Source organism: Streptomyces sp. NPDC056527, from assembly GCF_042794475.1.
GTDB lineage: Bacteria > Actinomycetota > Actinomycetes > Streptomycetales > Streptomycetaceae > Streptomyces.
In genome coordinates this window covers 25,442-46,835 of record NZ_JBHTTQ010000011.1, presented here as the reverse complement: position 1 = coordinate 46,835, position 21,394 = coordinate 25,442, and the positions used below count along the sequence as shown (strand labels likewise).

The following is a 21,394-nucleotide window of genomic DNA, read 5'->3' as shown; positions in this document are numbered from 1 at the left end:
GGTTCCGCACGGCTCCGGCGACACGCGGTGTGTACGACTCCGCGCCCGTGGCCGTGGCCCGCGGGTCAGTGCTCGCGCGGGGCGGGCACCACGCGCTCCACCTCCGGGTGGACGGTCAGCAGCTGACGCATGGCCGTCTCGGCACCCAGCGCGTCCCCGGTCGCGAGGCAGTCGACGATACGCGCGTGGTGCGCCAGGCAGGGCTCACCCGGACGGTCACAGCCGGTGACCGGACCGCCGGAGACCTGGAGCGCGGCCGCGACGATGCCGGAGAGGTGCTCCAGCATCCGGTTCCCGGCGAGCTGGATCAGCAGGGAGTGGAACTCGACGTCGGCCCGGGCGAAGGTGATGCCGTCACCCTGGGCGTAGGCGTGACCCATGATCTCGACCATGTCGGCCAGCCGCTGCTGGACGTCCTCGCGTCCGTGACCGGCGGCGAGCCGGGCTGCCAGCGGCTCGATCGTCCAGCGCAGCTCGTTCAGCTCGCGGCGCTGGTCGTCGCGCTGCGGGCCGAAGGCGCGCCACTCGATGATGTCGGGGTCCAGCAGGTTCCAGTCACTGACGGGCCTGACCCTGGTGCCGACGTTGGGGCGGGCGCTGACCAGGCCCTTGGCCTCCAGGACGCGCAGCGACTCGCGCACGACGGTGCGGGAGACCTCGAAGCGCTGACCGATCTCCTCCGGAACGAGCGGGCGGTCGGCACCGAGGTCGCCAGAGACGATCATCTGCCCCAGCTGCTGGACGAGCTGGCCGTGCAGGCCGCGGCCGCGACTGCCGGCCGTGCGACGGCCGACCCGGCCGAGGTCCGTTTCCACCCCCTCCCAGGAGGAGGGCCCCACACGGTCGGCGACGGGCGCCTCCCCGTACGGGTAGCGGTCGAGATCGCCCGGGGCGCCGAGGCCGGAGTCGACGGGGCGGGCGGCGGTCATCATGGTGTGCGCAAGGGTACTCACGCATCCTTTGTCGGCGTGCCCCCCGTGACCCTTGAGGTCTTTGGTGAAAAGCACACGAAAGGGTGATCGGCACCCCCTACACAATTGACGATTTATCAGACATAGCGAGCCATTTTCAAGGGAGTTGCCGGGGAAGCGGAAGCTTTCGATCCGGAAATGATCACCAACGCGCTTTGCGGCGCAGGCCGGTGAACAGATAGGCGCAGAGCAGGGCGGTCAACGACAGCGCCAGCGCCACCCCCACGGGCTGGGCGACCACCCGCAACACCCCCTCCAGCCAGCGGTCGGCCGCTGCCGGCCACTCCATGCTGACGAAACCCCGCAGCCGGGCGGGGAGCCCCGAGAGCGGACGGCCCGAGGGCCCGGAGGTCACCTTCTGCAGCACGGGCGCGAGGACCACCGGCACCGCGAGGACGGCCGCCACTCCCGCCGCGGCGACGCGGAAGACCCCGGCTCCGAGCACTCCGGCCCAGGCGCAGCCGACGGTCAGACCGAGCCAACTCGCACACAGTGTCGGCCAGTTTTTCGGTACGGGAATCAACTCGCCGCCGTAGACGAGGCGAAGGGTCTGCAGGTCGGCGGCCACGACGAGCACGGCCAGGACCAGGGCGACGACGGCCGCGACCGTGAGCTTGGCGAGCAGCAGTCCGAGACGGCGCGGAACCGCACCGCGGCCGGTGGTGAGCGCCGGGTAGCGGTACTCGTCCGCGAACGAGAAGGCACCGAGCAGTCCGGCCCCGATCGCGGCGGGCGGCAGCGGGGAGAGCGTGGGCCAGCCGGCGAGCAGCGTGGGCACGGGCGTCCGGCCGCTGCGTGCGAGCACCACCGAGATCACGACGGAGGCGATCAGGACCGCGGCCGCGACGAGCGGGGTGGCCGGAACGCCGAGCAGTCTGCGGATCTCGTACCGGAGCGGGCGCAGCGGCGATCGGGTCGGCCGCCGCTCCGCCGGCGGCTCCGGCTCGCGAGCGGCGGCGAGGCCCTCCGTTTCGCGGCCGCGGCCGTCCACGGAAGTGGGGCCCGAGGGATCGGCCGAGTCGCGCGGGCCTGTGTCGCCCACCTCGTCGGAGAGTTGGTGGATGAGCACGCCGTGCCGGAACGCCGCCTCTCCGATCGCGGCGCAGTCGCTGCCGTAGACGGAGAGGCGATTGCCCTTCTCGGTGACCACCTCGACGGTGCGGCGGGCGGCGCGCGCCTCCTGAGTGACGACCGAGGCGAGCCGTGCCGCATGGGGCGTACGTACCGCGACCCGCGGCCGCAGCCTGGTTCGGGCAAAGTCGGCCACCTCCTGCTCGGCGACGAGGCGGCCGCGGGCGACGGTGACGACCCGGTCGGCGTGGCGGGCCGCGTCCTTGGGGTCGTCGGTGGTGTAGAGGACGGTGCCGCCGTCCACGGCATGGGCACGCAGGAGTTCGTGCAGCCAGGCCCTGTCCCGTACGGAGAGCCCGGCGCCGGGCTCGTCGAGCAGGAGCGCGTGCGGATCGACCAACAGGGCGGAGGCGAGCCCGAGTCGGCGGTCCATCGCGCGCGGAAGGGCCCCGATGCGCTGGTCGGGTAGCCCGGTGAGTCCTACGGCCCGGAGCATCTCGTCGGCTCTGGAAGCGGGAACCCCACTGGCCGCGCACAGCATCCGCAACTGGCTGCGCATGGTTCGCGAGGGGTGCCCCGGAACGTCACCCAGCAGCACGCCGACCTCACCTGCGGGGTGCGCGATGCGGTGGAGAGGCCGTCCGCGGAAGTACGTGACGCCCCGGCCGGGCTCGAGTTCGAGCATCAGCCGCAAGGTGGTGGTCTTGCCGGATCCGGCGGGGCCCAGAAGGGCGGTGACCTGCCCCGGCCTGGCGTCGAAGGTGAGATCGTCCACGGCGGGCGGGAGGTCGCGGCGGGGGCTGCTGGTGAGTCCGATGGCCTGGAGCATCGCTTCTCTCGCGGTAGGTGACACCGCTCCGCGGCAGGGCGGCTATCGAAGCAAGATAACGCGACATTTCGGACTTTTGGCGCAGGGTTGAGGCCTCGGGTCGCCCCCGAGCACGCTCGTCAGACCTCGGGACGCAGCATGGGCGGGTTGAGCAACGTCGCCCCACCCGCACGGAAGAGCTGCGCGGGACGGCCGCCCTGGCGCGTGGTGGTGCCCCCCGCGGGCACCAGGAATCCGGGGGTGCCCGTCACCTTCCGGTGGAAGTTGCGCGGGTCGAGCGCGACACCCCACACCGCCTCGTACACCCTCCTGAGCTCGCCGACCGTGAACTCCGGCGGACAGAAGGCAGTCGCCAGCGAGGAGTACTCGATCTTGGAACGGGCCCGCTCCACTCCGTCGGCGAGGATCTGCGCGTGGTCGAACGCGAGCGGCTCCCCCTGCCCCTCCTCGCGCTCGACGGAGCCGTCCTTGCCGAGTACCTCCTCGACCGGTGCCCAGCGTGCGCTGTTCGCGTCACCGCCCGCGCGCGGCGCCGGCAGATCCGGGGCGAGCGCCAGATGGGCGACGCTGACCACTCTCATCCGGGGGTCACGCTGCGGGTCCCCGTAGGTGGCCAGCTGCTCGAGGTGGGCGCCGTTGCTCGGCATGGGCGCCGGGGCACCCGGGTCGTGGACGCAGAGTCCGGTCTCCTCGACCAACTCGCGCGCCGCCGCGGCGCCGAGATCCTCGTCCGCCCGGACGAATCCACCGGGCAGCGCCCACCGGCCCTGGAACGGCGCTTCTCCCCGTCTCACGATCAGGGCGCACAGAGCGTGGCGCCGCACGGTGAGCACGACCAGATCGACGGTGACGGCAAAGGGCGGAAAGGCCGACGGGTCGTAGGGAGACATGCCGCGATCATAGTCGTCTTCCTGACGATAAACACTCCCCTCCACCGCATCGGCAGTGACTTCTTGTCCCTCCCGTAGGGCTTCCCTCGCGCTGCCGCCCCGCATGATCAGCCCCCCAGCTGGAGGCCGTCGGCGGCCTCCTCGACCATGCCGAGCCCGAGCCGGCTCACCCTCACGGTGAACGGCTCCCCCGCGACCCGCAGCCCCGACAGTCGTACCGCGCCGAGCGGAGCCGAACGGACGGGGTGCAGGGCCACCGTCCGGCCAGGCGCGTCGGGCCGGATCCCGGCGAGGGTCGCCAGCAGATGGACACCGGCGGCCGCGGCCACGGCGGCCGGCCGGCAGGCCGCAGGGTGCGGCACCGGAACAGCGCCGGCCGTCCTCTGGTCGCCCGCGTACATCTCGGGCAGGCGGTGGCCGAACGCCTCCGCCGCGTCCAGGGCGCCACGGAGCAGGGACACGGCCTCCCTCTCGTACCCCGCCGCGGCGAGCCCGGCCACGGCCACCGCCGTCTCATGGACGCGTACGGCTCCTGCCCTGTGCCCGAAGGGGTTGTGGCCGGGCTCCTTGGCACCGAGGCTGCGCAGCCCCCAACCGGAGTCCAGCGCCGGGGTGCCGAGCAACCGGGCCAGCTGTTCGGTCTCGGCCCGGTCCAGCAGGCCGGGCGCGTACCGGCCGCCGCCCAGGAGACCGGTGTCGAGCAGGTGCGCCGCCCACCCTCCGAGCTGGGTCCATGGCCCGCCGCCCGGAGCCCGGGCGGCGGCGGGTCTGCCACCGGACCTGTCGTCGAGCCAGAACTCCGCGCGGAAGCGCGCCCGCAGGGTGCTCGCCCACTCCCGCCAGGCATCCCCGCCCGGTCGGCCGCTGGCGTCGAGGAGGTCGGCGCCGAGCACGGCCGCCCGGTGGGCGTGGGCCTGAGTCTCGGCCCGCCAGGGACCGGAGGGCCCCGGGTCCGGGACGAACCCGTGCGGGTCCGCGGCGGATCGCAGCCACTGGAGGCACCGCTCCGCCGCGGGAAGCAGTTCTTCGAGGTCCTGCTCGGGCAACCCCCAGCGTCTGGCCTCGGCCAGGGCCGCGGGGAAGGCGAGGGTGGCCTCGATGCCGGTGCAGCGGGGCGGCAGGTAGGGGCCGGCGTCCCTGAGGGGGCCGGGGATGCGCCCCGCGACCGGGCCCGTTCCACCGATCTGGGTCCGGGCCAGCGTTCGGAGCGTGGTGACGGCGAGCCGGGTACCGAGGGGCAGGGCCATGCGCGCTGCCCACAGCGCCTCGGAGGTGGCGGGTCCGCAGCGCCAGGGCACCCCGGCGGCGAGATGGACGTCCCCCGGGTGGGCCGCGTCGCGCTGGAGAAGGGCCCGCAGGTCGTCGACGGATGTCCGCAGCAGCTCCCCGATCCGAGGATCGTCGCCCTCGGCGCGAGCCTCGGCGAGCACGGCGCCTCCGGGCCGCGCTGCGCCCTGTGCCGAGAGGGGGGCGGACCGGGGTGTCCGGTCCGCGCGCACCCTGAGTTCGATGGTGTTGGCGGCTCCGGGAGCCAGTTCGATCTCCCACCGCAGGAGCCCGGCGGCGGCCAGCGCGTCCATGGGCGGCGGCTCCGCGGTGACGGCCGCGTACCGGCCGTCGTCCGCCGTCCAGCGCATCCCGGTGCCGTGGACGCTGGGGAAGATCTCGGGCCCAGGCCGCCCGGACGCCACCGCGCCCAGATCCGCGAGATCCGTCCCGAGAGCGATTTCCACCGGGAGTCGCAGCGGCCGGGTGGCGGAGCTGCGCAGGGTGATCCGCTCGGTTCCGTCGGCGCCGCGCGAACGCTCGACGGTGATCCCGGGATCGGGTCCGTTGTCCCCCGATGTACGCAGGGCCCCGAGGAACACGGCGCGGTCGGCGGCGGCCCGCCTGCCCTGGAGCGCGATCGGTTCCCGTCCGGCCACCCGCAGCACACAGCGGGAGAGGAGTCTCCGCCCGGACAGATAGACCCCTTCGAGGCCGCGTCCGGTGAGCTGTCCGTGGTCGGCGCAGATGACGAGGGCGGGCAGAGCGACGCAGATGAGCGCGTTGTGCACCGAGGGCAGCTCGCTCGGCCTCGGTGCACCCGGAAGGGTGAGGCCGGCGAGGGTCGCGGGTCCGGCCGGAAGTCCGGGGGCCGGTGCGGAACTGGAGGCCATGGGTGGTGTGCGGTGCTCTCTGTGCGATCCGGACTGCCGGTACGTGGTCGGCGGGACGGGTCGTGGGGCTCCGCCACAGAGCTGAACGCCTTCGCGGGCGGCCTGGTCACGGGCGTCATCGGCCGCTCCTCGTCCCCCGCTGTCCGGTTCGCCCGGTCGCGGCGTCCCGCGACGGCTTCGGTGAGGATGTGCCGGGGCGGGTTCCGGCGGTGCGCCGGCCCTTCCTGACCGCCTGCGGACGGGCGCTGCGCGAACCGGCCCGGCGCGCTCCGGCGCGGGCTTCGACGGCCGCCGCCGCCCTCGACTCCCGCTCCTGGCGCAGGCAGCCGCGCAGCGACTCGGGATCGAGTCCCTCGTTGCAGGCCTGGTGCAGCAGCCTGGCGAAGACATAGTCGGGGTCGGCGTCCAGAGCGAGACCCAGGGCGACCCGGGCGGCCGGTTCGTCGCCGGTGGACCAGGCCACCCAGCCGGCGAGGGTCAGCGGCGCCGCCGCGTACTCGTCGAAGGGCGCCACGCACCGCCGGGCCAGCACTCCCCAGAGCCGCAGGGCCGCCGCGCCCTCCGGACCTTCCATCCACTCGGCGGCCCGGTCCCGGGTGTCACGGTCCTGCAGTCCGAGGATCAGTGCCGCGGCCTCGTCCGGGTCGATCAGTGCGTCGTCGGCCGCGTCCCGCTCCATGGCTCCCGTGCCGCGCGCCCGGTCGGCCACGGATGCCGGTGCCGGTCCCTCGGCCACCCCGGGCGGCCCGCCGTACCGCCGCAGCATCTCGCGGGCGAGCGTGAGCGTCTTCTCCCTGATGTCCTCCCTGCCCGGGGCCGGCGGGTCGTCGAGGATCCTGGGGACGATCACGGACGCGGCCTCGTTCAGGGCTTTACGCTGCCGCTCGTCGTCGGGCGACGCCCGTGGCTTGAGCCGCGCCTCCATGTCACGCAGGGATCCCCGCACCTGGATTCCGGCGTAGGCGGCCGATGCCGCCATGACCGACGTACCGGTCAGGGCGAGCGGGGTGCCGTCGGGCGGACAGCAGCGGGTGTCGGGACAGACGTACGAGAAGTAGAGGCCGTCGGAGATGCAGAGGACTTCGTAGACGGGAATGTCGAGCTCGCCACAGGCCGTGCGCAGCCGCTGGGCGAAGGGGCGCAGGCGCTCCATCACGTGGCGGCCGGTCTCACCGGGCGCGGGGTCCTGGCAGAGGAAGACGACGATGCCGTCCGGGCGCGTGCCGCGGCGGGTGCAGCCCTCGACGAGGCACTCCGCGAGGTGCTCCGCCGTCGAGGGCCATTCCTTGGCCGAGCGCGGGATGCCGAGCCTGACCCTGCCGCCGAAGCGGCCGTGCTCGCCGTGGAGGGCGACGAGGACGACGGAGTCGGTGGGATGGAAGCCCAACATGAAGGGGAGAGCGTCGGCCAGTTCGGCCGGGCCGCGCAGGGTGATCTGCTGCGATTCGGTGGATCCACGGGATTCGTGCGGGTTCGTGTTCATGGTCACGACGGTCTCGCGGACGTCGCCGACTGCGAAACCCCTGTGGATAACTCCCGGCAACGTCGATTCCCGGTTGTCCACAGGTTCGCGGCTCGTTCGCGCGATGTCCGACCCATCGGGTTGCATGGGGGCATGACCAACGCAGATCGTCTCGCCGACCGCACGGGCCTCCGAGCCACCGCCGACGCCGTACTCGCCCGTCTCGTCGGGGACCCCACCGGCAAGGCGAGACTGCGGGAGGACCAGTGGCGGGCCATCGAGGCGCTGGTCGCGGACAAGCGACGGGCGCTGGTGGTGCAGCGGACCGGGTGGGGCAAGTCCGCGGTGTACTTCGTGGCGACATCCCTGCTGCGCGAGGCCGGCAGCGGTCCCACGGTGATCGTCTCCCCGCTTCTCGCGCTGATGCGCAACCAGGTGGAGGCCGCGGCCCGCGCCGGAATCCGTGCCCGCACGATCAACTCGTCGAACACGGAGGAGTGGGAGACCGTCCAGCGGGAGGTGGCCGCGGGCGAGGTGGACGTGCTGCTGGTCAGTCCCGAGCGGCTCAACAACCCGGACTTCCGCGACGAGGTCCTTCCCCGGCTCGCCGCCGCCACGGGTCTGCTCGTCGTCGACGAGGCGCACTGCATCTCCGACTGGGGCCACGACTTCCGGCCCGACTACCGCCGTCTGCGCACGATGCTGGCGGATCTGCCGGCCGGCGTCCCTGTGCTCGCCACGACGGCGACGGCCAACGCCCGTGTGACGGCGGACGTCGCCGAGCAGCTCGGTACGGGAGCGGGTACGGACGCGCTGGTGCTGCGTGGTCCGCTCGACCGGGAGAGCCTGAGCCTCGGAGTGGTCCAACTGCCCGACGCCGCGCACCGGCTGGCCTGGCTGGCCGACCACCTCGGCGATCTTCCCGGATCCGGGATCATCTACACGCTCACGGTCGCGGCCGCCGAGGAGGTCACCACCTATCTCCGCCAGTGCGGGCACACGGTGGCCTCGTACACGGGCCGGACGGAGAACGCGGACCGGCAGCAGGCGGAGGAGGACCTGCAGGCGAACCGGGTCAAGGCGCTGGTGGCGACGTCGGCCCTGGGCATGGGGTTCGACAAGCCGGACCTGGGCTTCGTGGTGCACCTCGGTTCGCCTTCCTCCCCGATCGCGTACTACCAGCAGGTGGGCCGTGCCGGACGAGGAGTGGAGCACGCGGAGGTGCTGCTGCTGCCGGGCAAGGAGGACGAGGCGATCTGGCAGTACTTCGCGTCGGTCGCCTTTCCGCCGGAGGAGCAGGTGCGTCGCACTCTGGACGTCCTGGCGCATGCGGACCGACCGCTCTCCCTGCCGGCCCTGGAGCCTCTGGTCGAACTGCGGCGGACCCGGCTGGAGACGATGCTCAAGGTCCTGGACGTGGACGGTGCCGTGCACCGGGTGAAGGGCGGCTGGACGAGCACGGGACAGCCGTGGGTGTACGACTCCGAGCGCTATGCCTGGGTGGCCCGTCAGCGGTCGGCGGAGCAGCAGGCGATGCGTGAGTACGCGGCGGCGACGGGCTGTCGGATGGAGTTCCTGCGACGCCAGTTGGACGACGAGGAGGCCGCCCCGTGCGGCCGCTGCGACAACTGCTCGGGGTCCCGGTTCGACCCGAAGGTGACCGATGCCGCGCTCGATGCCGCCAAGGGTGAGCTGGGTCGGCCGGGCGTGGACGTGGAGCCGCGCAAGATGTGGCCGACCGGGCTCACTGCGGTCGGTGTCGATCTGAAGGGCCGTATCCCGGCGGGCGAGCAGTCGTCCGCAGGGCGGGCTCTCGGACGGCTGTCGGACATCGGCTGGGGAAACCGGCTGCGTCCGATGCTCGCGGAGCGCGCGCCCGACGGTCCGGTTCCGGACGATGTGGTGCAGGCGGTGGTCCGCGTGCTTGCCGACTGGGCCAAGGGTCCGGGTGGTTGGGCCTCCGGCGCGCCGGACGCTCCCTCCCGGCCCGCCGGCGTGGTCACGATCGCCTCGCGCAACAGGCCGGACCTGGTGGGCTCACTGGGTCGGCGGATCGCGGAGATCGGCAGGATGCCGCTGCTGGGAGCGGTCGAGTACGTGCCGGAGGCGGAGGAGCTGCGGATCTCCCGAACGAACAGCGCCCAGAGGGTGGTGGGGCTCCATCAGGCGCTGACGGTTCCCCCCGAGCTGGCGGAGCGGTTGGCCTCGGCCGGCGGGCCGGTGCTGTTGGTTGACGACCTGTCGGACAGCGGCTGGACCCTCGCCGTGTCGGCCCGACTGCTGCGCCGGGCGGGAGCGGAAGGCGTGTTTCCGCTGGTGCTTGCCGTCCAGGGGTGAAACGGGGAGTGAACACTGGGTGGCTGGGCAGGGATATGAGTGTCATACCGGCGCATTCCAGTCAGCTGCCTCAATTGCTCGTTGCCGCCCGCGCACAGGCCCGCAAGAATTGAGACCCCGCCCCGCACAGCCTTTGTACGTGGTCCGGAAGGACTGTGCTGTGGTGCGCCCTCACTCGACCCTGCCCGCCAGCGGGCGCGTATCCGAAGGGAGGACCGTGACCTTCGGATTCGCTCCGTCCGCAGCCACCTCGATCAACTCGCCGTCCGAGTCCGCCAGCCGCCTCGCCCGGATACTGGAACCGTCCGAGTGGGCCGCGGCGGGGATACCGCTGCTCCGCAATCCTCGCGAGGTCGTGAGCGGTCTGCACACCCGCCATCGGCCGACACCCGCGACCGCCGTCGTCGCCGTCCTCGACCACGAGGAACGGCTGGCCGCCAGCGCGTCGTTCACGCGTCGCGCCGTCCCCGCGGACGGCTGGGAGTTCCGCAACGCGCTCCTCGCGCATCTGCGCCGGGTCATCCCGCACGATCTGCGGCGCCGGACCCCCGTGCGGACGGCCGTACTGCTCTACTGCCGTGACGGCGACGAGCGATGGACCGAGGAGGACGGCGCCTGGATGTGGGGGCTGCGCGATGCCTGCACGCTCCACGGGCTGCGCTGCGGTGCGTACATCACGCTGACCCGCGGCGGTTGGCAGGTGCTCGGCGAGGGCCGCGGTGGACGGCACCCCGGCTCCGACTCCCGTCCGACCGCCTTGGGGGACGTCTCGGAGCTGGGCATCATGACTCCGCGTACCGCTGGCGGAGCCTCCGAGCTGCTGCGCAGGACGGCGGCACGCTGACGCGACGGCCCCCGCGCCGGTGGACGGGATCCGCGGGACCACGGCCCGGCCGCCCCCACGGGGCAGCCGGGTCAGGACCGCGAGAGGTGCTTCGCCTCAGACACCCGCGCCGAGCACGGCGTTGACGCTCTGCGGGTCACCGCAGACGACGAGCAGCGCGGTCGCGCGTCCCATCGCCAGGGGCAGGGCGCGTGCGGCGGCGTCATCGGCTCCGCCGTTGACCGCCACGACGACCACGGGTCGCGTGGCGGCCCGCTCCACAGCGGCGGCGTCCGCGAAGAACACGTCGTCGCGGGCGTCCTGCTGGGCCCAGTAGGCGGCATCACCGAAGGACAGCTCGTGCGCCGCCCACGGGTGCTGCTCACCGGTGGTGAGGACGAGGATGTCGCCGGGCGGGCGGCCGGTCTCCAGAAGCAGATCCACGGCCTCTTCGGCGGCGTCGAGCGCGCCGTCGACCGGGGCGGGGATCAGCTGGATCTGCGGGCCGGACCGCTGTTCGGAACGATTCTCCGGACGGGGCGACGGGGACTGCCCGGCACCGGGGTGCGGGCGCTGCGCCGGCGGCGCGGGCCTGGCCGGTGCGGGGCCGGGGCGCCCTGGACGCGGCGAGGCCGCCGAGCGCGGACCGGGTACGGGACGAGGGGTCGGCGCGGGGTGGCCGGCGGCCATGGCGCGGGGACCCTGGGCACTCTCGTGAATCTGAGGCTCCTCGGGGATGAGAGGCATGGGTGGATGTCTATCAAATGCCGGTGCGCGAGGCTCCGGCGGGTGGGCACAATCGTGCGACCCGGCCGGCGAGACGGCGCTGCCGGGAAGTTCAGAAGTCGAAGCCGAGCTGGCCCCCGCTTTCCAGTGCGACCGCCTCGGCGGAGATGCGGACCTTCTTGAGGTGCCGCCACTGAGGCAGCGCGTCGAGATACGACCAGGAGAGCCGGTGGTACGGGGTGGGCCCCCGCTCCTCCAGGGCGGCCTTGTGGACCGGCGAAGGGTAGCCCGCGTTGGCGCCGAAGCCGAAGACCGCGCACTCCTGGGCCTCGCTCTCCAGCTCGGCCATCATCGCGTCGCGCCGGACCTTGGCGATGACCGAGGCCGCCGCGACGGCGATGCAGGACTGGTCGCCCTTGATCACCGTACGCACCTTCCACGGGCTGCCGAGGTAGTCGTGCTTGCCGTCGAGTATCACCGCGTCCGGCCGTACGGGCAGGGCGTCCAGCGCGCGCACGGCCGCCAGCCGGAGCGCCGCGGTCATCCCGAGCTCGTCGATCTCCTGGGGAGAGGCGTGCCCGAGCGCGTAGGCGGTGACCCACTTCTCCAGCTCCGCGGCCAGGGCCGTGCGGCGCTTGGGGGTGATGAGCTTGGAGTCGGTGAGCCCCTCGGGGGGCCGGCGCAAACCAGTGACGGCCGCGCAGACCGTGACCGGGCCGGCCCATGCCCCGCGTCCGACCTCGTCGACCCCGGCAACGATCTTGGCGCCGGTGGTGGCTCGGAGCGATCGCTCGACGCTGTGGGTGGGCGGTTCGTACGGCATGGCGCCAGACAGATTACGCCGATGGGGACCGCCCGCGATACCCGCATTCCCCTCCGATGTCCGAAGCCATCGCGGAAAGGCGGTTCACGAGCTCGGCGAGCGGAGGAGCGGCACCATGATCTGGTCGATCATCGCGGCGATCTCGGCGTCCGTCCATTCGCTGGCGCACATCTTCGAGCGGTACATCATCATCGCCGGGATGACGTCGAAGAGCAGCTCACCAGTGGCGTCGGCGCGCACGTCACCGCGCCGGATCCCCCTCCGCACCACCTCTCGGAGGAGACGGGCGGAGGGTTCGATCACCCCGGTCACGATCAGCCCGTGCAGACGTTCGGCGGTCTCGCTGTCGCATTCGTGAATGACCGATCGCAGAGCGAAGCCGGGCTTCGAGTACATCGCGGCCCGGATCCGCCGGCACAACTGGTAGAGGTCCTCACGCACGCTCCCGTGGTCGGGCGCCTCGTCGAGCGTCGGCAGTCCGACCTGGAGCGCGTCGGCGACCAGATCCTCCTTCGAAGGCCAGCGCCGGTACACCGCGGCCTTGCCCGTCTGGGCGCCGACCGCGACGCCCTCCATGGTCAGGCCGTTCCAGCCGACCGTGCTCAGCTGATCGAGCGCGGCCTCCAGAATGGCTCGTTCCAGTACCGGACCACGGCGTCGCGGCGACGCCCCCTGCGACCGAGCGGTGGCCGCGGAGCGCGAAGTAACCATCGGGGACTCTTCCTTGGGGCGGGTCGAGGCAGTCGGCAGCGCACAGTGAACGGTTGCGTTCACTGAGGGGGACTCACTACCGTTGACGACAGTGAACGGGTGCGTTCACTAATTCTCCGTGGGGGGATCCATAGTGACAACATCTCCAGTGGACACGCGGAACACGCCGGGCCCGGCCCGGCAGGGGCGACCGGGAATCGCCCTCACCGTGATCGCCGCCTGCCAGCTGATGGTCGTGCTCGACGCCACGATCGTGAACATCGCACTGCCGCACATCCAGGACGCGCTCTCCTTCTCCACCACCGATCTGTCGTGGGTTCTCAGCGCCTACACGCTCACCTTCGGTGGCCTTCTCCTGCTCGGCGGCAGGGCCGGCGACATCCTGGGCCGCCGCCGCGTCTTTCTCGCCGGCATCCTGCTCTTCACCTTCGCCTCGCTGCTCGGCGGCTTCGCCCAGGAACCCTGGCATCTCCTCGCCGCTCGCGCGCTCCAGGGCGTCGGCGGCGCGATCGCCTCGCCGACCTCGCTCGCGCTGATCACCACGACCTTCCCCGAAGGCCCGGAGCGGAACCGGGCGCTCGGGGTCTTCGCCGCCGTCTCCGCCGGTGGCGGCGCGATCGGCCTGCTGGCGGGCGGAATGCTCACCGAGTGGCTCGACTGGCGCTGGGTGCTGTTCGTGAACGTGCCGATCGGCCTGCTGATCGCCTTCCTGACACCGCGGTACATCAACGAGTCCGAGCGACACCCCGGCCGGTTCGACATCGCGGGCGCCCTGACCTCGACCCTCGGTATGGCCTCGCTGGTATACGGCTTCATCCGGGCATCCGAGGAGGGCTGGCGCGATCCGCTCACGATCGGCTCCTTCGTCGCGGCGGTGATCCTGCTCGCGGCCTTCGCGATCGTCGAGTCGAGGGCGCGTGAGCCCATCACTCCGCTGCGGATGTTCGCCGACCGCAACCGTTCGGGCACGTACGTCATCATGCTCAGCCTGGCCGCGGCCATGTTCGGGATGTTCTTCTTCATCGTTCTCTTCGTGCAGAACGTCCTGGGCTACAGCCCGATCCGGTCCGGACTCGCCTTCCTCCCGGTGACGGTCGCGATCGTGACGGGCGCGGGACTCTCCCAGCGGCTGCTGCCGGTCCTCGGCCCGAAGCCCTTCATGGTGGCGGGCTCCGCGATCACCGGTCTCGGGCTGTTCTGGCAGACGTTCATCACTCCGGACAGTTCGTACGTCAGCGGTGTCCTCGGCCCGATGGTGCTGTTCGGCTTCGGCATGGGCCTGAACTTCGTGACCCTCACGCTCACCGCCGTCTCCGGCGTGGCGCAGCACGAGGCCGGCGCGGCTTCCGGGCTGCTCAACGCGACGCAGCAGGTGGGCGGTTCGCTGGGTCTCTCCATCCTTGTCACGGTGTTCGGCACCGCCAGCCGGAACGAGGCCGAGAAGCAGGTACCGGCCTTCCTCGCCGGCGCGACTCCGGAGCAGCAGGCGGAGTTCGCGGCGACGAAGGAGCTGCCGGCTCCCTGGGGTCACGAAGTGCTGACCTCAGGAATCTCGACCGCCTTCACGGCAGCCGTCGGCATGGTGGCGCTCGCCCTGATCACGGCGGTGGCGGTGATCAGGGTGCGCAAGAGCGATCTGGAGGCGCTCAGCGGCAAGGCCGAGGCCGCGGGCCCGGTCGCCTAGCGCGCCTCGGGACCTTCGCGCTCTGCCCCCTCCCCCGCGGCGTGCGGTGGGAGGGGGCAGAGCCAGTGGTTCCGGTCCGGCGGAGGGCGAGTGGACTCAGGGGATGCTGTACGGGTCGCCGTCGGTGTACGGGTCGTGGTCCTCTTCCCTGCTCGGCCAGCCACACTCCGCCGAGGACGACTCGACCCCTCGTTCGGCGAGGATCGAACGGGCCGTCGCCTCCGACCAGCTGGTGGCGAACCACCCTCCGTCGTCGGCGCGCAGTCGCTTCTCGATGTGCATCAGGGCGCAGGAACGTTGCGGCTCGGGCAGCCGATCGAGCGCGGGCACTGCGTCGGCCGAGAGCCCCGCGAGGTAGGGGACATCGATCTTGTCGAGGCGGTCGTACCGTTCGACGTTGTTCTCGGCGACGATCGCGTCGGGCGAGGCCAGGCCGAAGGTCAGCACGGCCGCGGCGGCACTCGCCGCCAGCGCCCGCGGCAGCAGGCGCGCGCCGAAGATCCCCGCGGCCATGATCAACACGATGGCCAGACCCAGCCAGATCTCCATCGCGGCCACCGAGATGCGCAGCCGGGTGAGCCCGTACGCGTCCACGTACAGGTCCATCCTGCGCAGTGCGGAGGCGACCACGACCAGCGTGAGGACGCAGAGGGTGCCGAGCACGGCGCGCACGAGGGTGCGGTCGCGGGCCCCCTCGCGCGGTGCCCACCGCAAGGCGAGCCCGATGACCACGAGGGTGAGCAGAGTGGCCGTCAGGAGCTGCCAGAACCCCTCCCGCGCGTACTCGGAGTAGGTCAGGTCGGTCTCTTCCAGCACCTTGTCGTAGCCGCCGAAGAGAACCGTGAGCTGCACCGCGTTGAAGGCCGCGAAGAGAAGGTTCAGGACGATGAGCGGAGCGGCCCACTCCATGCGCGCCCGCGCACGGCCGGGACGGATGACCATGCGGTCCCAGCGCAGCGGAGCGGCGGCGGTACGGGCGAGCGAGATCGCCCCGAAGAGACCGAGCAGGAAGAACGAGAGCCGCCACGGCACCTGGGCCGGCGAGAAGTCGGGGATGAGCGAGCCGAGCAGATCGGCGAAGGCCGCGTCGGCGCCCGCGAACAGCGCGCCGAAGACGACGAGGAGGGCGACGGCCACGCCGACCGTACGCACGACCGGCCCCCATCGGCCGCGGGAACCGTCGGCCCGGTCACGCAGCCCTCGCCAGGCCCAGGTGGTGCCGGAGCCCAGCGAGTCGATCAGACCGATGGGGCCGAACAACATACTCGGCCAGCCGCGGCCGCCGTGCAGGGCGAAAGAGGTCACCACCAGCGCGGTGACGATCGCGAGAAACGTCGGCCAGCCGGCGTCCCGCAGCGCGGGGATGCCGAGGAGGGCGAGTCCCCCGATCGCCCAGATCAGCGTCCAGGGGCGAAGACGGCGGCCCGCCGCCCGCGCGGCGAAGGACGCGGCGACCACGGCCGGAACGGCCACGAGCACCAGATTCAGGCCCAGGCCGTCGCCGAGCAGCAGCGCGCTGAGAAGCGCGGTGGCCGCGATGGCCGCCACGGTCGCGGTGCCGGCCCGGGCTGGCGCGGCGGGACGCAGCCTGGTCAACCAGCTGTCGCCCGGCGGTGTCGGTGGCGCCCAGGGCTGCTGGGGTCTCTGGCCTCCCTGCCACCCAGCGGACGCCTGGGCGCGGGGCTGAGGTGGCACGGGATATACGGCGCCGGCCGAGGCCGCAGGCGCGGCGGCCGCAGGCACGGACGCGGCACCGCTTTTCGGCGGAGGAGCGCTGCCCTCTGGTGAAGGAGTGCTGTCCTTCGGTGGTGGTGCGGACGATGTGTCGGACACGGGACCCCCTCCCGACCCGGTCCGCAAACGGGGCCATGGGGGCGGAGGGCCTGCGTCCGGGTGTCTCGTCGGCGCTCTCTCTTCATGATCAGCGCTTGGGAGTGGCCGACTCTAACCGTGCCCTCGGGGATTCGGCCCCGGCGGGTCGGCGCTGTGGCAGGACCGTGACACTCGTCCCGGCGGGGGCTGCGCGGATCCGCCTGCCCGGCGACTCGGCGGATGCTCCTCGCCGGGCAGTGCGGACCGTCGTCAGGGTCGGACGGAGGCCGGAAGCCAGCCGGGCAGTTCCTCGGTCTGGTCCAGCCAGGCGGCGGGAGGCGCGCCGGTCGTGGCGGAGGCCACGACGCCCCCGGCGATCGCACAGGTGGTGTCGACGTCGCCGCCCACCTGCGCGGTCGTCCAGAAGACCCGCTCGAAGTCGTCGAGGCCACGGGCCGCCGACCAGAGCGCGTACGGCACGGTGTCGTGCGCGCTGGTACGGCGACCGCTGCCCAGGACCGCGGCCACCGTCGCCGCGTCGCCGTAGTCGAGCATGTCGCGGGCCCGTCGCAGCCCCGCGCCGACGGCGCTGCGCGGGACGAGCGCGATCACGCCGTCCAAGAGGGCGGCGGGGGTGGGCGGCCCGGCCGGGTCCGCGGCGAGCGCGGCAGCGGCGGCCACGGCCATCGCGCCCACCACGGCCTCGCGGTGCTGGTGCGTGGTGTACGCGGAGATCTCGGCCTGATGGGTCGCCTGCTCGGGGTCGTCGGCGTACCAGGCGCCGAGCGGGGCGATCCTCATCGCGGCTCCGTTCCCCCAGGACCCCTGACCGTTGAAGAGCGCCGCGGCCAGCTCACGCCAGTCGCCGCCCTCCCTGATCAGCCGGAGCATCCGGTTGACCGCGGGCCCGTAGCCCCGGTCGAAGTCGTGGTGCTCGGCGAACGCCTGCGCGAGCGCGTCCTGGTCGATCCGGTTGTGCTGCGCGAGCACGGCCAGAACGGAGCAGGCCATCTCGGTGTCGTCGGTCCACTGCCACGGTCCCGACGGCACTTCACGTCGTTTGAGCAGCGGATAGTTGGCGGGGACGAAGTACTGGGAGCCCAGGGCGTCTCCCACGGCCAGTCCTCGAAGGCTGGCCAGGGCGCGGTCGAAGCGCCGGTCGAAAGAGGAGTCAGCGGTCATCGCAATGCCACTCTATCCGGTGTGGCCGTACGGTTCCGGGGTACGCCAGCGTTCGAACGGCCGGTCCAGGCGGTATCGGCCGTCCTCGCCGAGCAGCAGGGTCCGCGTCTCGGCGTTGCCCGGGTTGGACAACGACTCGAAATCGGCGACCGTCCAGTGGAACCAGCGCATACAGAACAGGCGCATGGTCAGGCCGTGGGTCACCAGCAGCACGTTGGGCGGATGGTCGGGCGCCTCGAAGCTGCGGTACAGACTCTCCAGGAACGCTCCGACCCGGTCGTACACATCCGCCCCCGACTCGCCCTGGGCGAAGCGGTAGAAGAAGTGGCCGTACGCGTCGCGGTACGCCTTCTGCAGCCGTACGTCGTCCCTGTCCTGCCAGTTTCCCCAGTCCTGTTCCCGCAGCCGCGGCTCCTCGCGTACGCGCACCTGCCCGGGATCGAGATGGAAGGCCCCGAACGTCTCGTGGGTGCGGCGGTACGGCGACACATAGACGCTGACCTGTTCCTTCCCGAACAGTTCCCTCAGCCGTACCCCCGTCTCCTCCGCCTGCCGCAGGCCGGTCTCGGTGAGCCTGAGCGCATGGTCCGGCTCCCGTTCGTACACCGTGTCGTCGGCATTGCCCTCGGACTCTCCGTGCCGTACGAGAACGATGCGCCGCGGTCGTGCCATGCCATGACCCTAGATCGCCCGCTTCGGACGGGCTCAGCCGAGGAGGCGCCCGGAGTCCATCCGGCGTATCCGCCCGGTGAAGCGACGGCGCGACTGCCGGTCGTGGGAGACCACGACCAGAGCCCCGGTCCACTGCTCCAGCGCCTCCTCCAGCTCTTCGACGAGCCCGAGGGCGAGATGGTTGGCCGGCTCGTCGAGGAGCAGCAGGTCGGCCGGGCGGGCCAGCAGGCGTGCGAGGGCGAGTCTGCGGCGCTGCCCCGCGGAGAGGCTGCCGACGGGCACCAGGAGGTCCGCCGAACGGAACAGGCCGTATGACAGCAGCAGTTCGGCCTGCTCGTCCTCGGTGAGCGCCAGCCCTCGCCCGAAGGTGGCGAGGACCCGCTCCGCCGGCCGGTGGGCCGGTATCTCCTGGGCGAGGAACCCGATGCGCCCGCTTCGGCGCACTTCTCCCGCCTCCGGTTCCGCCAGTCCCGCCATGACACGGAGCAGAGTGGACTTGCCCGCGCCGTTGCCGCCGTGGATCAGGAGCTTCTCCCCCGCCCGTATGGTCAGCCGGTCGACGGCAAGCCGGTCGGCGACGCGCACATCGGTCAGGGTGACCAGGTCTCCCTGGGCGCCCCCGGCGACCGGCCGCGCGGTGAACGTGAGCGGGCGCGGGGGCTTGGCCACCGGTTCGGCCCGGAGGCGGCGCAGGCGTTCCTGGGCGTTGCGCACCCGCCCGGAGACGGACGCCTGGACCCGGCCGCCCGCCCGGTCGTAGGCCATCTTGTTGTTGTCCTTGATGGAGCGTCCGGCGGCGACGCCGTGTGCGGTGGTCGTGGCGTACGCCTCGAGCCGCGCCGTCTCCTCACGCCACTCCTCGTACGCCTGCTCCCAGCGCTGTCGCGCGGCCGCCCGCCCGGACCGGAATCCGGCGTAGCCGTCGCCGTACCGGACGACCGTGCGGCGCTCGGCGTCCACCTCGAGGACGGCGGTGGCCACCCGCTCCAGGAAGACCCGGTCATGGGAGACGGCCACGACGGTGCCCCGGTGGGCCGACAACGCCTCCTCCAGCCAGCCGAGGGCCTGTTCGTCGAGGTGATTGGTCGGCTCGTCGAGAAGCAGCACCTCGGGTGCGGCGGCGACCGCGCAGGCGATGCCCAGCCGGGCCTGCTCACCGCCCGACAGGCTGCCGAGCCGGCGTTCCCTGCCTATGGAGGCGAGCCCGAGGCCGTGCATGGCCTTGTCGACCCGTGCGTCCGCTTCGTACCCGCCGCGCAGTTCGAAGGTGGTCAGCAGTTCCCCGTACGCGTCGAGCACGGTTCCGTCGGCGGTGCCCAGCTCCGCCTCGAACTCCCTGAGCCGCCGCTCCATGGTGCGGAGCTCCGCCAGGGAGTCGTCGATCGCATCGGCGACGGTGTGATCGCCGGAGAGCCGCGGTGTCTGTGCCAGCAGTCCCGTGCCGCCGTCGGCCACGGTGACGACCTCGCCGTCGTCGGGCGTTTCGAGTCCGGCGAGCAGGCGGAGCAGGGTGGTCTTGCCCGCCCCGTTCTCCCCCACGATCCCGATCCGGTCACCAGGGCGCACGGTGAGCGAGATCCGGTCGAGCAGCAGCCGTTCGCCGCGGGACACGGTCACGTCATGCAGAGAGATCTGTGTAGGCAAGGGCGCCTCCGGTGATGAGGTGGAACGAACCGAACAGGCCGGAACAGAGGGCACACCCCCGACCGGCAAACACAACCCGAGTTGCATTACGGAGAGTGTGGCACACTCGATCCACTAACGCAACAGGAGTAGCAATTGAATGCACCGATCGAAGGGGAGCAGGCGCCCGCCCCGGGCAGCAGGCGCCCCGGCGGCCGCACGGCACGCACCCGGGCCGCCGTGCGCGACGCGGTCCTCACGGGCCTGGCCGAGCACGGCTATCCGGCCCTCACCGTCGAGTACGTGGCGGAGCACTCCGGAGTGCACAAGACGACGCTCTACCGCCGCTGGGGCAGCATGGAGGGGCTGCTCGCGGACGCCCTCGACCTCGCGGGCGAGGACAGCTGGACGCCGCCCGACACCGGAAGCCTCGACGGCGATCTGCGGGCACTCGCCCGCGAGGTGGTCGAATCCTTCGCCGACCAAGGCGCCGCGGCGGCCCCCACCGCGTTCGTCGGCGCCGCCTTCCAGTCCGAGCGGGCCGCCGAAGCGCTGCGGACCTTCTACAGCGAGCGGTTCGCCCGCTGCGAGGTGGTCGTGGAGCGGGCATCGGCCCGAGGCGAGGCGCCCGTGGGCACGGACGCCGGCGCGGTCGTCCGCGCCGTCTCAGCGCCCCTGTTCCTGCGTCTGTTCGTCACCCGCGAGCCGGTCGACACCGCCACGGCGGACCAGGCGGCCCGGGCGACGCTCGCGGCGGTCACCGCGGGCGCGTTCGTACGACGATCGGAAGCCGACGGCCGGGAGCAGGCCGCCGGGGAGTGATTGCGGTCCCGGCGCCCGTGACAAGGTCCGCCGGCCCCTTCAGACCGTCCAGGACGGTTCGAGCTGCACCACGTCGCCGGTGAGCGCCGCCACGTCGGCCTCCGTCTGGGCACGCAGCCCGAGCCGTTCCACGCGCTCGACCCGGTACTTGCCGTGCTCGGCGGCGGACCGCCACATCGACAGCACCACGAACTCGTTCCCCGGTGCCTCGCCGAACACACCGCGCAGCATCCCGGGGGAACCGGCCATCGCCGGATTCCACACCTTCTCCTGCATCAACGCGAAGTGCTCGACTCGGTCCTCGTGGACCCGGCAGTGCGCCACCCTCGCCACATCGGCATCGGTGAACTTCGGCTCGAATCCCGTCTTCACGTCGAAGCGGTGGTCGAAGAGCTTGACCTGGGCGTTCCTGAACGTGCCCGACTGCGCGGTGGCGAGCCGGTCGTGGGAGCGCGCCATGAAGGAGTCGTAGAACGCGCGGCTCTCCCAGAACGCGAAGACATGGGCGACATCCGGCCGTGCCCGGCTCCATCCTCCGCCCTGTCCCCGGAATCCCGGCTCACCGAGCAGCCCCGCCCATTTCCGCTGTCCCCGCTCGAACCCCCTACGGTCCACCACGGTGCAGCGAATCCACTTGACCAGCACCGCGCCATCGTACGGGGCGGAGCATGGCCCCCGTCAGAGTACGGAGGAGTGCACTGCCGCCGGTACGGCCGCCTCCTCGACCCTCGGCACCCCGCCGACCGCGCATGACACCATGAACAACCTGCCCGCGACCACGGGCAGTTGGTCTGACC

Annotated in this window: 17 protein-coding genes; 4 read left to right on the top strand and 13 right to left on the bottom strand. The window is 72.2% G+C overall.

Annotated features, from left to right (window positions below; genetic code table 11):
- Positions 1 to 65 precede the first annotated feature (65 nt).
- The 5 genes from ACFQ7Q_RS08930 to ACFQ7Q_RS08910 all read right to left on the bottom strand — a co-directional run bounded on the left by ACFQ7Q_RS08930 (position 66) and on the right by ACFQ7Q_RS08910 (position 7,403).
- Positions 66 to 953 carry a FadR/GntR family transcriptional regulator gene (locus tag ACFQ7Q_RS08930; RefSeq protein WP_383551518.1) on the bottom strand — a complete coding sequence of 296 codons (888 nt, stop codon included), beginning with the start codon at positions 951 to 953 and terminating at the stop codon, positions 66 to 68.
- Positions 954 to 1,113: 160 nt separating this feature from the next.
- The gene (locus tag ACFQ7Q_RS08925; RefSeq protein ID WP_383551516.1) at positions 1,114 to 2,871 is read right to left on the bottom strand and encodes an ATP-binding cassette domain-containing protein; all 1,758 of its coding nucleotides are present in this window, start codon (positions 2,869 to 2,871) and stop codon (positions 1,114 to 1,116) included.
- Positions 2,872 to 2,990: 119 nt separating this feature from the next.
- Positions 2,991 to 3,761: an NUDIX domain-containing protein gene (locus tag ACFQ7Q_RS08920; RefSeq protein ID WP_383551514.1), complete on the bottom strand. Its 771-nt coding sequence runs from the start codon at positions 3,759 to 3,761 to the stop codon at positions 2,991 to 2,993.
- 107 nt (positions 3,762 to 3,868) lie between these two features.
- Positions 3,869 to 5,920 (bottom strand): glycogen debranching N-terminal domain-containing protein, encoded by a 2,052-nt coding sequence (locus tag ACFQ7Q_RS08915; protein ID WP_383551512.1) that lies wholly within the window; start codon positions 5,918 to 5,920, stop codon positions 3,869 to 3,871.
- A 115-nt stretch (positions 5,921 to 6,035) separates the two neighbouring features.
- On the bottom strand, positions 6,036 to 7,403 hold the full coding sequence (locus ACFQ7Q_RS08910; protein WP_383551510.1) for a DUF4192 domain-containing protein: 1,368 nt from the start codon (positions 7,401 to 7,403) through the stop codon (positions 6,036 to 6,038).
- Between the two features lie 132 nt (positions 7,404 to 7,535).
- Between ACFQ7Q_RS08910 and ACFQ7Q_RS08905 the strand changes: the two genes are divergently transcribed.
- On the top strand, positions 7,536 to 9,719 hold the full coding sequence (locus tag ACFQ7Q_RS08905) for a RecQ family ATP-dependent DNA helicase (protein ID WP_383551508.1): 2,184 nt from the start codon (positions 7,536 to 7,538) through the stop codon (positions 9,717 to 9,719).
- A gap of 217 nt (positions 9,720 to 9,936) precedes the next feature.
- The gene (locus ACFQ7Q_RS08900; protein WP_383551506.1) at positions 9,937 to 10,563 is read left to right on the top strand and encodes a hypothetical protein; all 627 of its coding nucleotides are present in this window, start codon (positions 9,937 to 9,939) and stop codon (positions 10,561 to 10,563) included.
- Positions 10,564 to 10,659: 96 nt separating this feature from the next.
- On the opposite strand, the gene ACFQ7Q_RS08895 is transcribed toward ACFQ7Q_RS08900, so the two are convergent.
- From ACFQ7Q_RS08895 to ACFQ7Q_RS08885, 3 genes are all read right to left on the bottom strand, one after another.
- Positions 10,660 to 11,289, bottom strand: coding sequence for a hypothetical protein (locus ACFQ7Q_RS08895; RefSeq protein ID WP_383551504.1), 630 nt, complete (start codon positions 11,287 to 11,289; stop codon positions 10,660 to 10,662).
- Positions 11,290 to 11,380: 91 nt separating this feature from the next.
- On the bottom strand, positions 11,381 to 12,091 hold the full coding sequence (locus ACFQ7Q_RS08890; protein ID WP_383551502.1) for a ribonuclease HII: 711 nt from the start codon (positions 12,089 to 12,091) through the stop codon (positions 11,381 to 11,383).
- A gap of 84 nt (positions 12,092 to 12,175) precedes the next feature.
- Positions 12,176 to 12,802, bottom strand: coding sequence for a TetR/AcrR family transcriptional regulator (locus ACFQ7Q_RS08885; protein WP_383551500.1), 627 nt, complete (start codon positions 12,800 to 12,802; stop codon positions 12,176 to 12,178).
- Positions 12,803 to 12,935: 133 nt separating this feature from the next.
- Here ACFQ7Q_RS08885 and ACFQ7Q_RS08880 point away from each other — a divergent pair, with 133 nt between their 5' ends.
- Positions 12,936 to 14,486 (top strand): MFS transporter, encoded by a 1,551-nt coding sequence (locus tag ACFQ7Q_RS08880; RefSeq protein WP_383551499.1) that lies wholly within the window; start codon positions 12,936 to 12,938, stop codon positions 14,484 to 14,486.
- Positions 14,487 to 14,582: 96 nt separating this feature from the next.
- Here ACFQ7Q_RS08880 and ACFQ7Q_RS08875 read toward each other — a convergent pair whose 3' ends face one another.
- From ACFQ7Q_RS08875 to abc-f, 4 genes are all read right to left on the bottom strand, one after another.
- A complete protein-coding gene (locus ACFQ7Q_RS08875) occupies positions 14,583 to 16,082 on the bottom strand; it encodes a DUF4153 domain-containing protein (protein WP_383551496.1) in 1,500 nt (499 codons plus the stop codon).
- Positions 16,083 to 16,568: 486 nt separating this feature from the next.
- Entirely contained in the window at positions 16,569 to 17,480 is a 912-nt protein-coding gene (locus ACFQ7Q_RS08870) for an ADP-ribosylglycohydrolase family protein (RefSeq protein ID WP_383551494.1), read from the bottom strand.
- 12 nt (positions 17,481 to 17,492) lie between these two features.
- The gene (locus tag ACFQ7Q_RS08865; RefSeq protein WP_383551492.1) at positions 17,493 to 18,152 is read right to left on the bottom strand and encodes a histidine phosphatase family protein; all 660 of its coding nucleotides are present in this window, start codon (positions 18,150 to 18,152) and stop codon (positions 17,493 to 17,495) included.
- Between the two features lie 33 nt (positions 18,153 to 18,185).
- The gene (gene abc-f / locus ACFQ7Q_RS08860; protein WP_383551490.1) at positions 18,186 to 19,796 is read right to left on the bottom strand and encodes a ribosomal protection-like ABC-F family protein; all 1,611 of its coding nucleotides are present in this window, start codon (positions 19,794 to 19,796) and stop codon (positions 18,186 to 18,188) included.
- Between the two features lie 135 nt (positions 19,797 to 19,931).
- On the opposite strand from abc-f, the gene ACFQ7Q_RS08855 reads away from it, so the two are divergent.
- A complete protein-coding gene (locus ACFQ7Q_RS08855; RefSeq protein ID WP_383551488.1) occupies positions 19,932 to 20,597 on the top strand; it encodes a TetR/AcrR family transcriptional regulator in 666 nt (221 codons plus the stop codon).
- 39 nt (positions 20,598 to 20,636) lie between these two features.
- Here the strand turns inward: ACFQ7Q_RS08855 and ACFQ7Q_RS08850 are convergent, their stop codons facing one another.
- Positions 20,637 to 21,242: a YdbC family protein gene (locus ACFQ7Q_RS08850; protein ID WP_383551486.1), complete on the bottom strand. Its 606-nt coding sequence runs from the start codon at positions 21,240 to 21,242 to the stop codon at positions 20,637 to 20,639.
- Between the last annotated feature and the right edge of the window lie 152 nt (positions 21,243 to 21,394).

Coding starts and splice junctions, on each gene's coding strand:
- ACFQ7Q_RS08925 (WP_383551516.1), bottom strand. CDS start 2,871: ATGCTCCAGGCCATCGGACTCACCAGCAGCCCCCGCCGCGACCTCCCG.
- ACFQ7Q_RS08920 (WP_383551514.1), bottom strand. CDS start 3,761: ATGTCTCCCTACGACCCGTCGGCCTTTCCGCCCTTTGCCGTCACCGTC.
- ACFQ7Q_RS08915 (WP_383551512.1), bottom strand. CDS start 5,920: ATGGCCTCCAGTTCCGCACCGGCCCCCGGACTTCCGGCCGGACCCGCG.
- ACFQ7Q_RS08910 (WP_383551510.1), bottom strand. CDS start 7,403: ATGAACACGAACCCGCACGAATCCCGTGGATCCACCGAATCGCAGCAG.
- ACFQ7Q_RS08905 (WP_383551508.1), top strand. CDS start 7,536: ATGACCAACGCAGATCGTCTCGCCGACCGCACGGGCCTCCGAGCCACC.
- ACFQ7Q_RS08895 (WP_383551504.1), bottom strand. CDS start 11,289: ATGCCTCTCATCCCCGAGGAGCCTCAGATTCACGAGAGTGCCCAGGGT.
- ACFQ7Q_RS08890 (WP_383551502.1), bottom strand. CDS start 12,091: ATGCCGTACGAACCGCCCACCCACAGCGTCGAGCGATCGCTCCGAGCC.
- ACFQ7Q_RS08885 (WP_383551500.1), bottom strand. CDS start 12,802: ATGGTTACTTCGCGCTCCGCGGCCACCGCTCGGTCGCAGGGGGCGTCG.
- ACFQ7Q_RS08870 (WP_383551494.1), bottom strand. CDS start 17,480: ATGACCGCTGACTCCTCTTTCGACCGGCGCTTCGACCGCGCCCTGGCC.
- ACFQ7Q_RS08865 (WP_383551492.1), bottom strand. CDS start 18,152: ATGGCACGACCGCGGCGCATCGTTCTCGTACGGCACGGAGAGTCCGAG.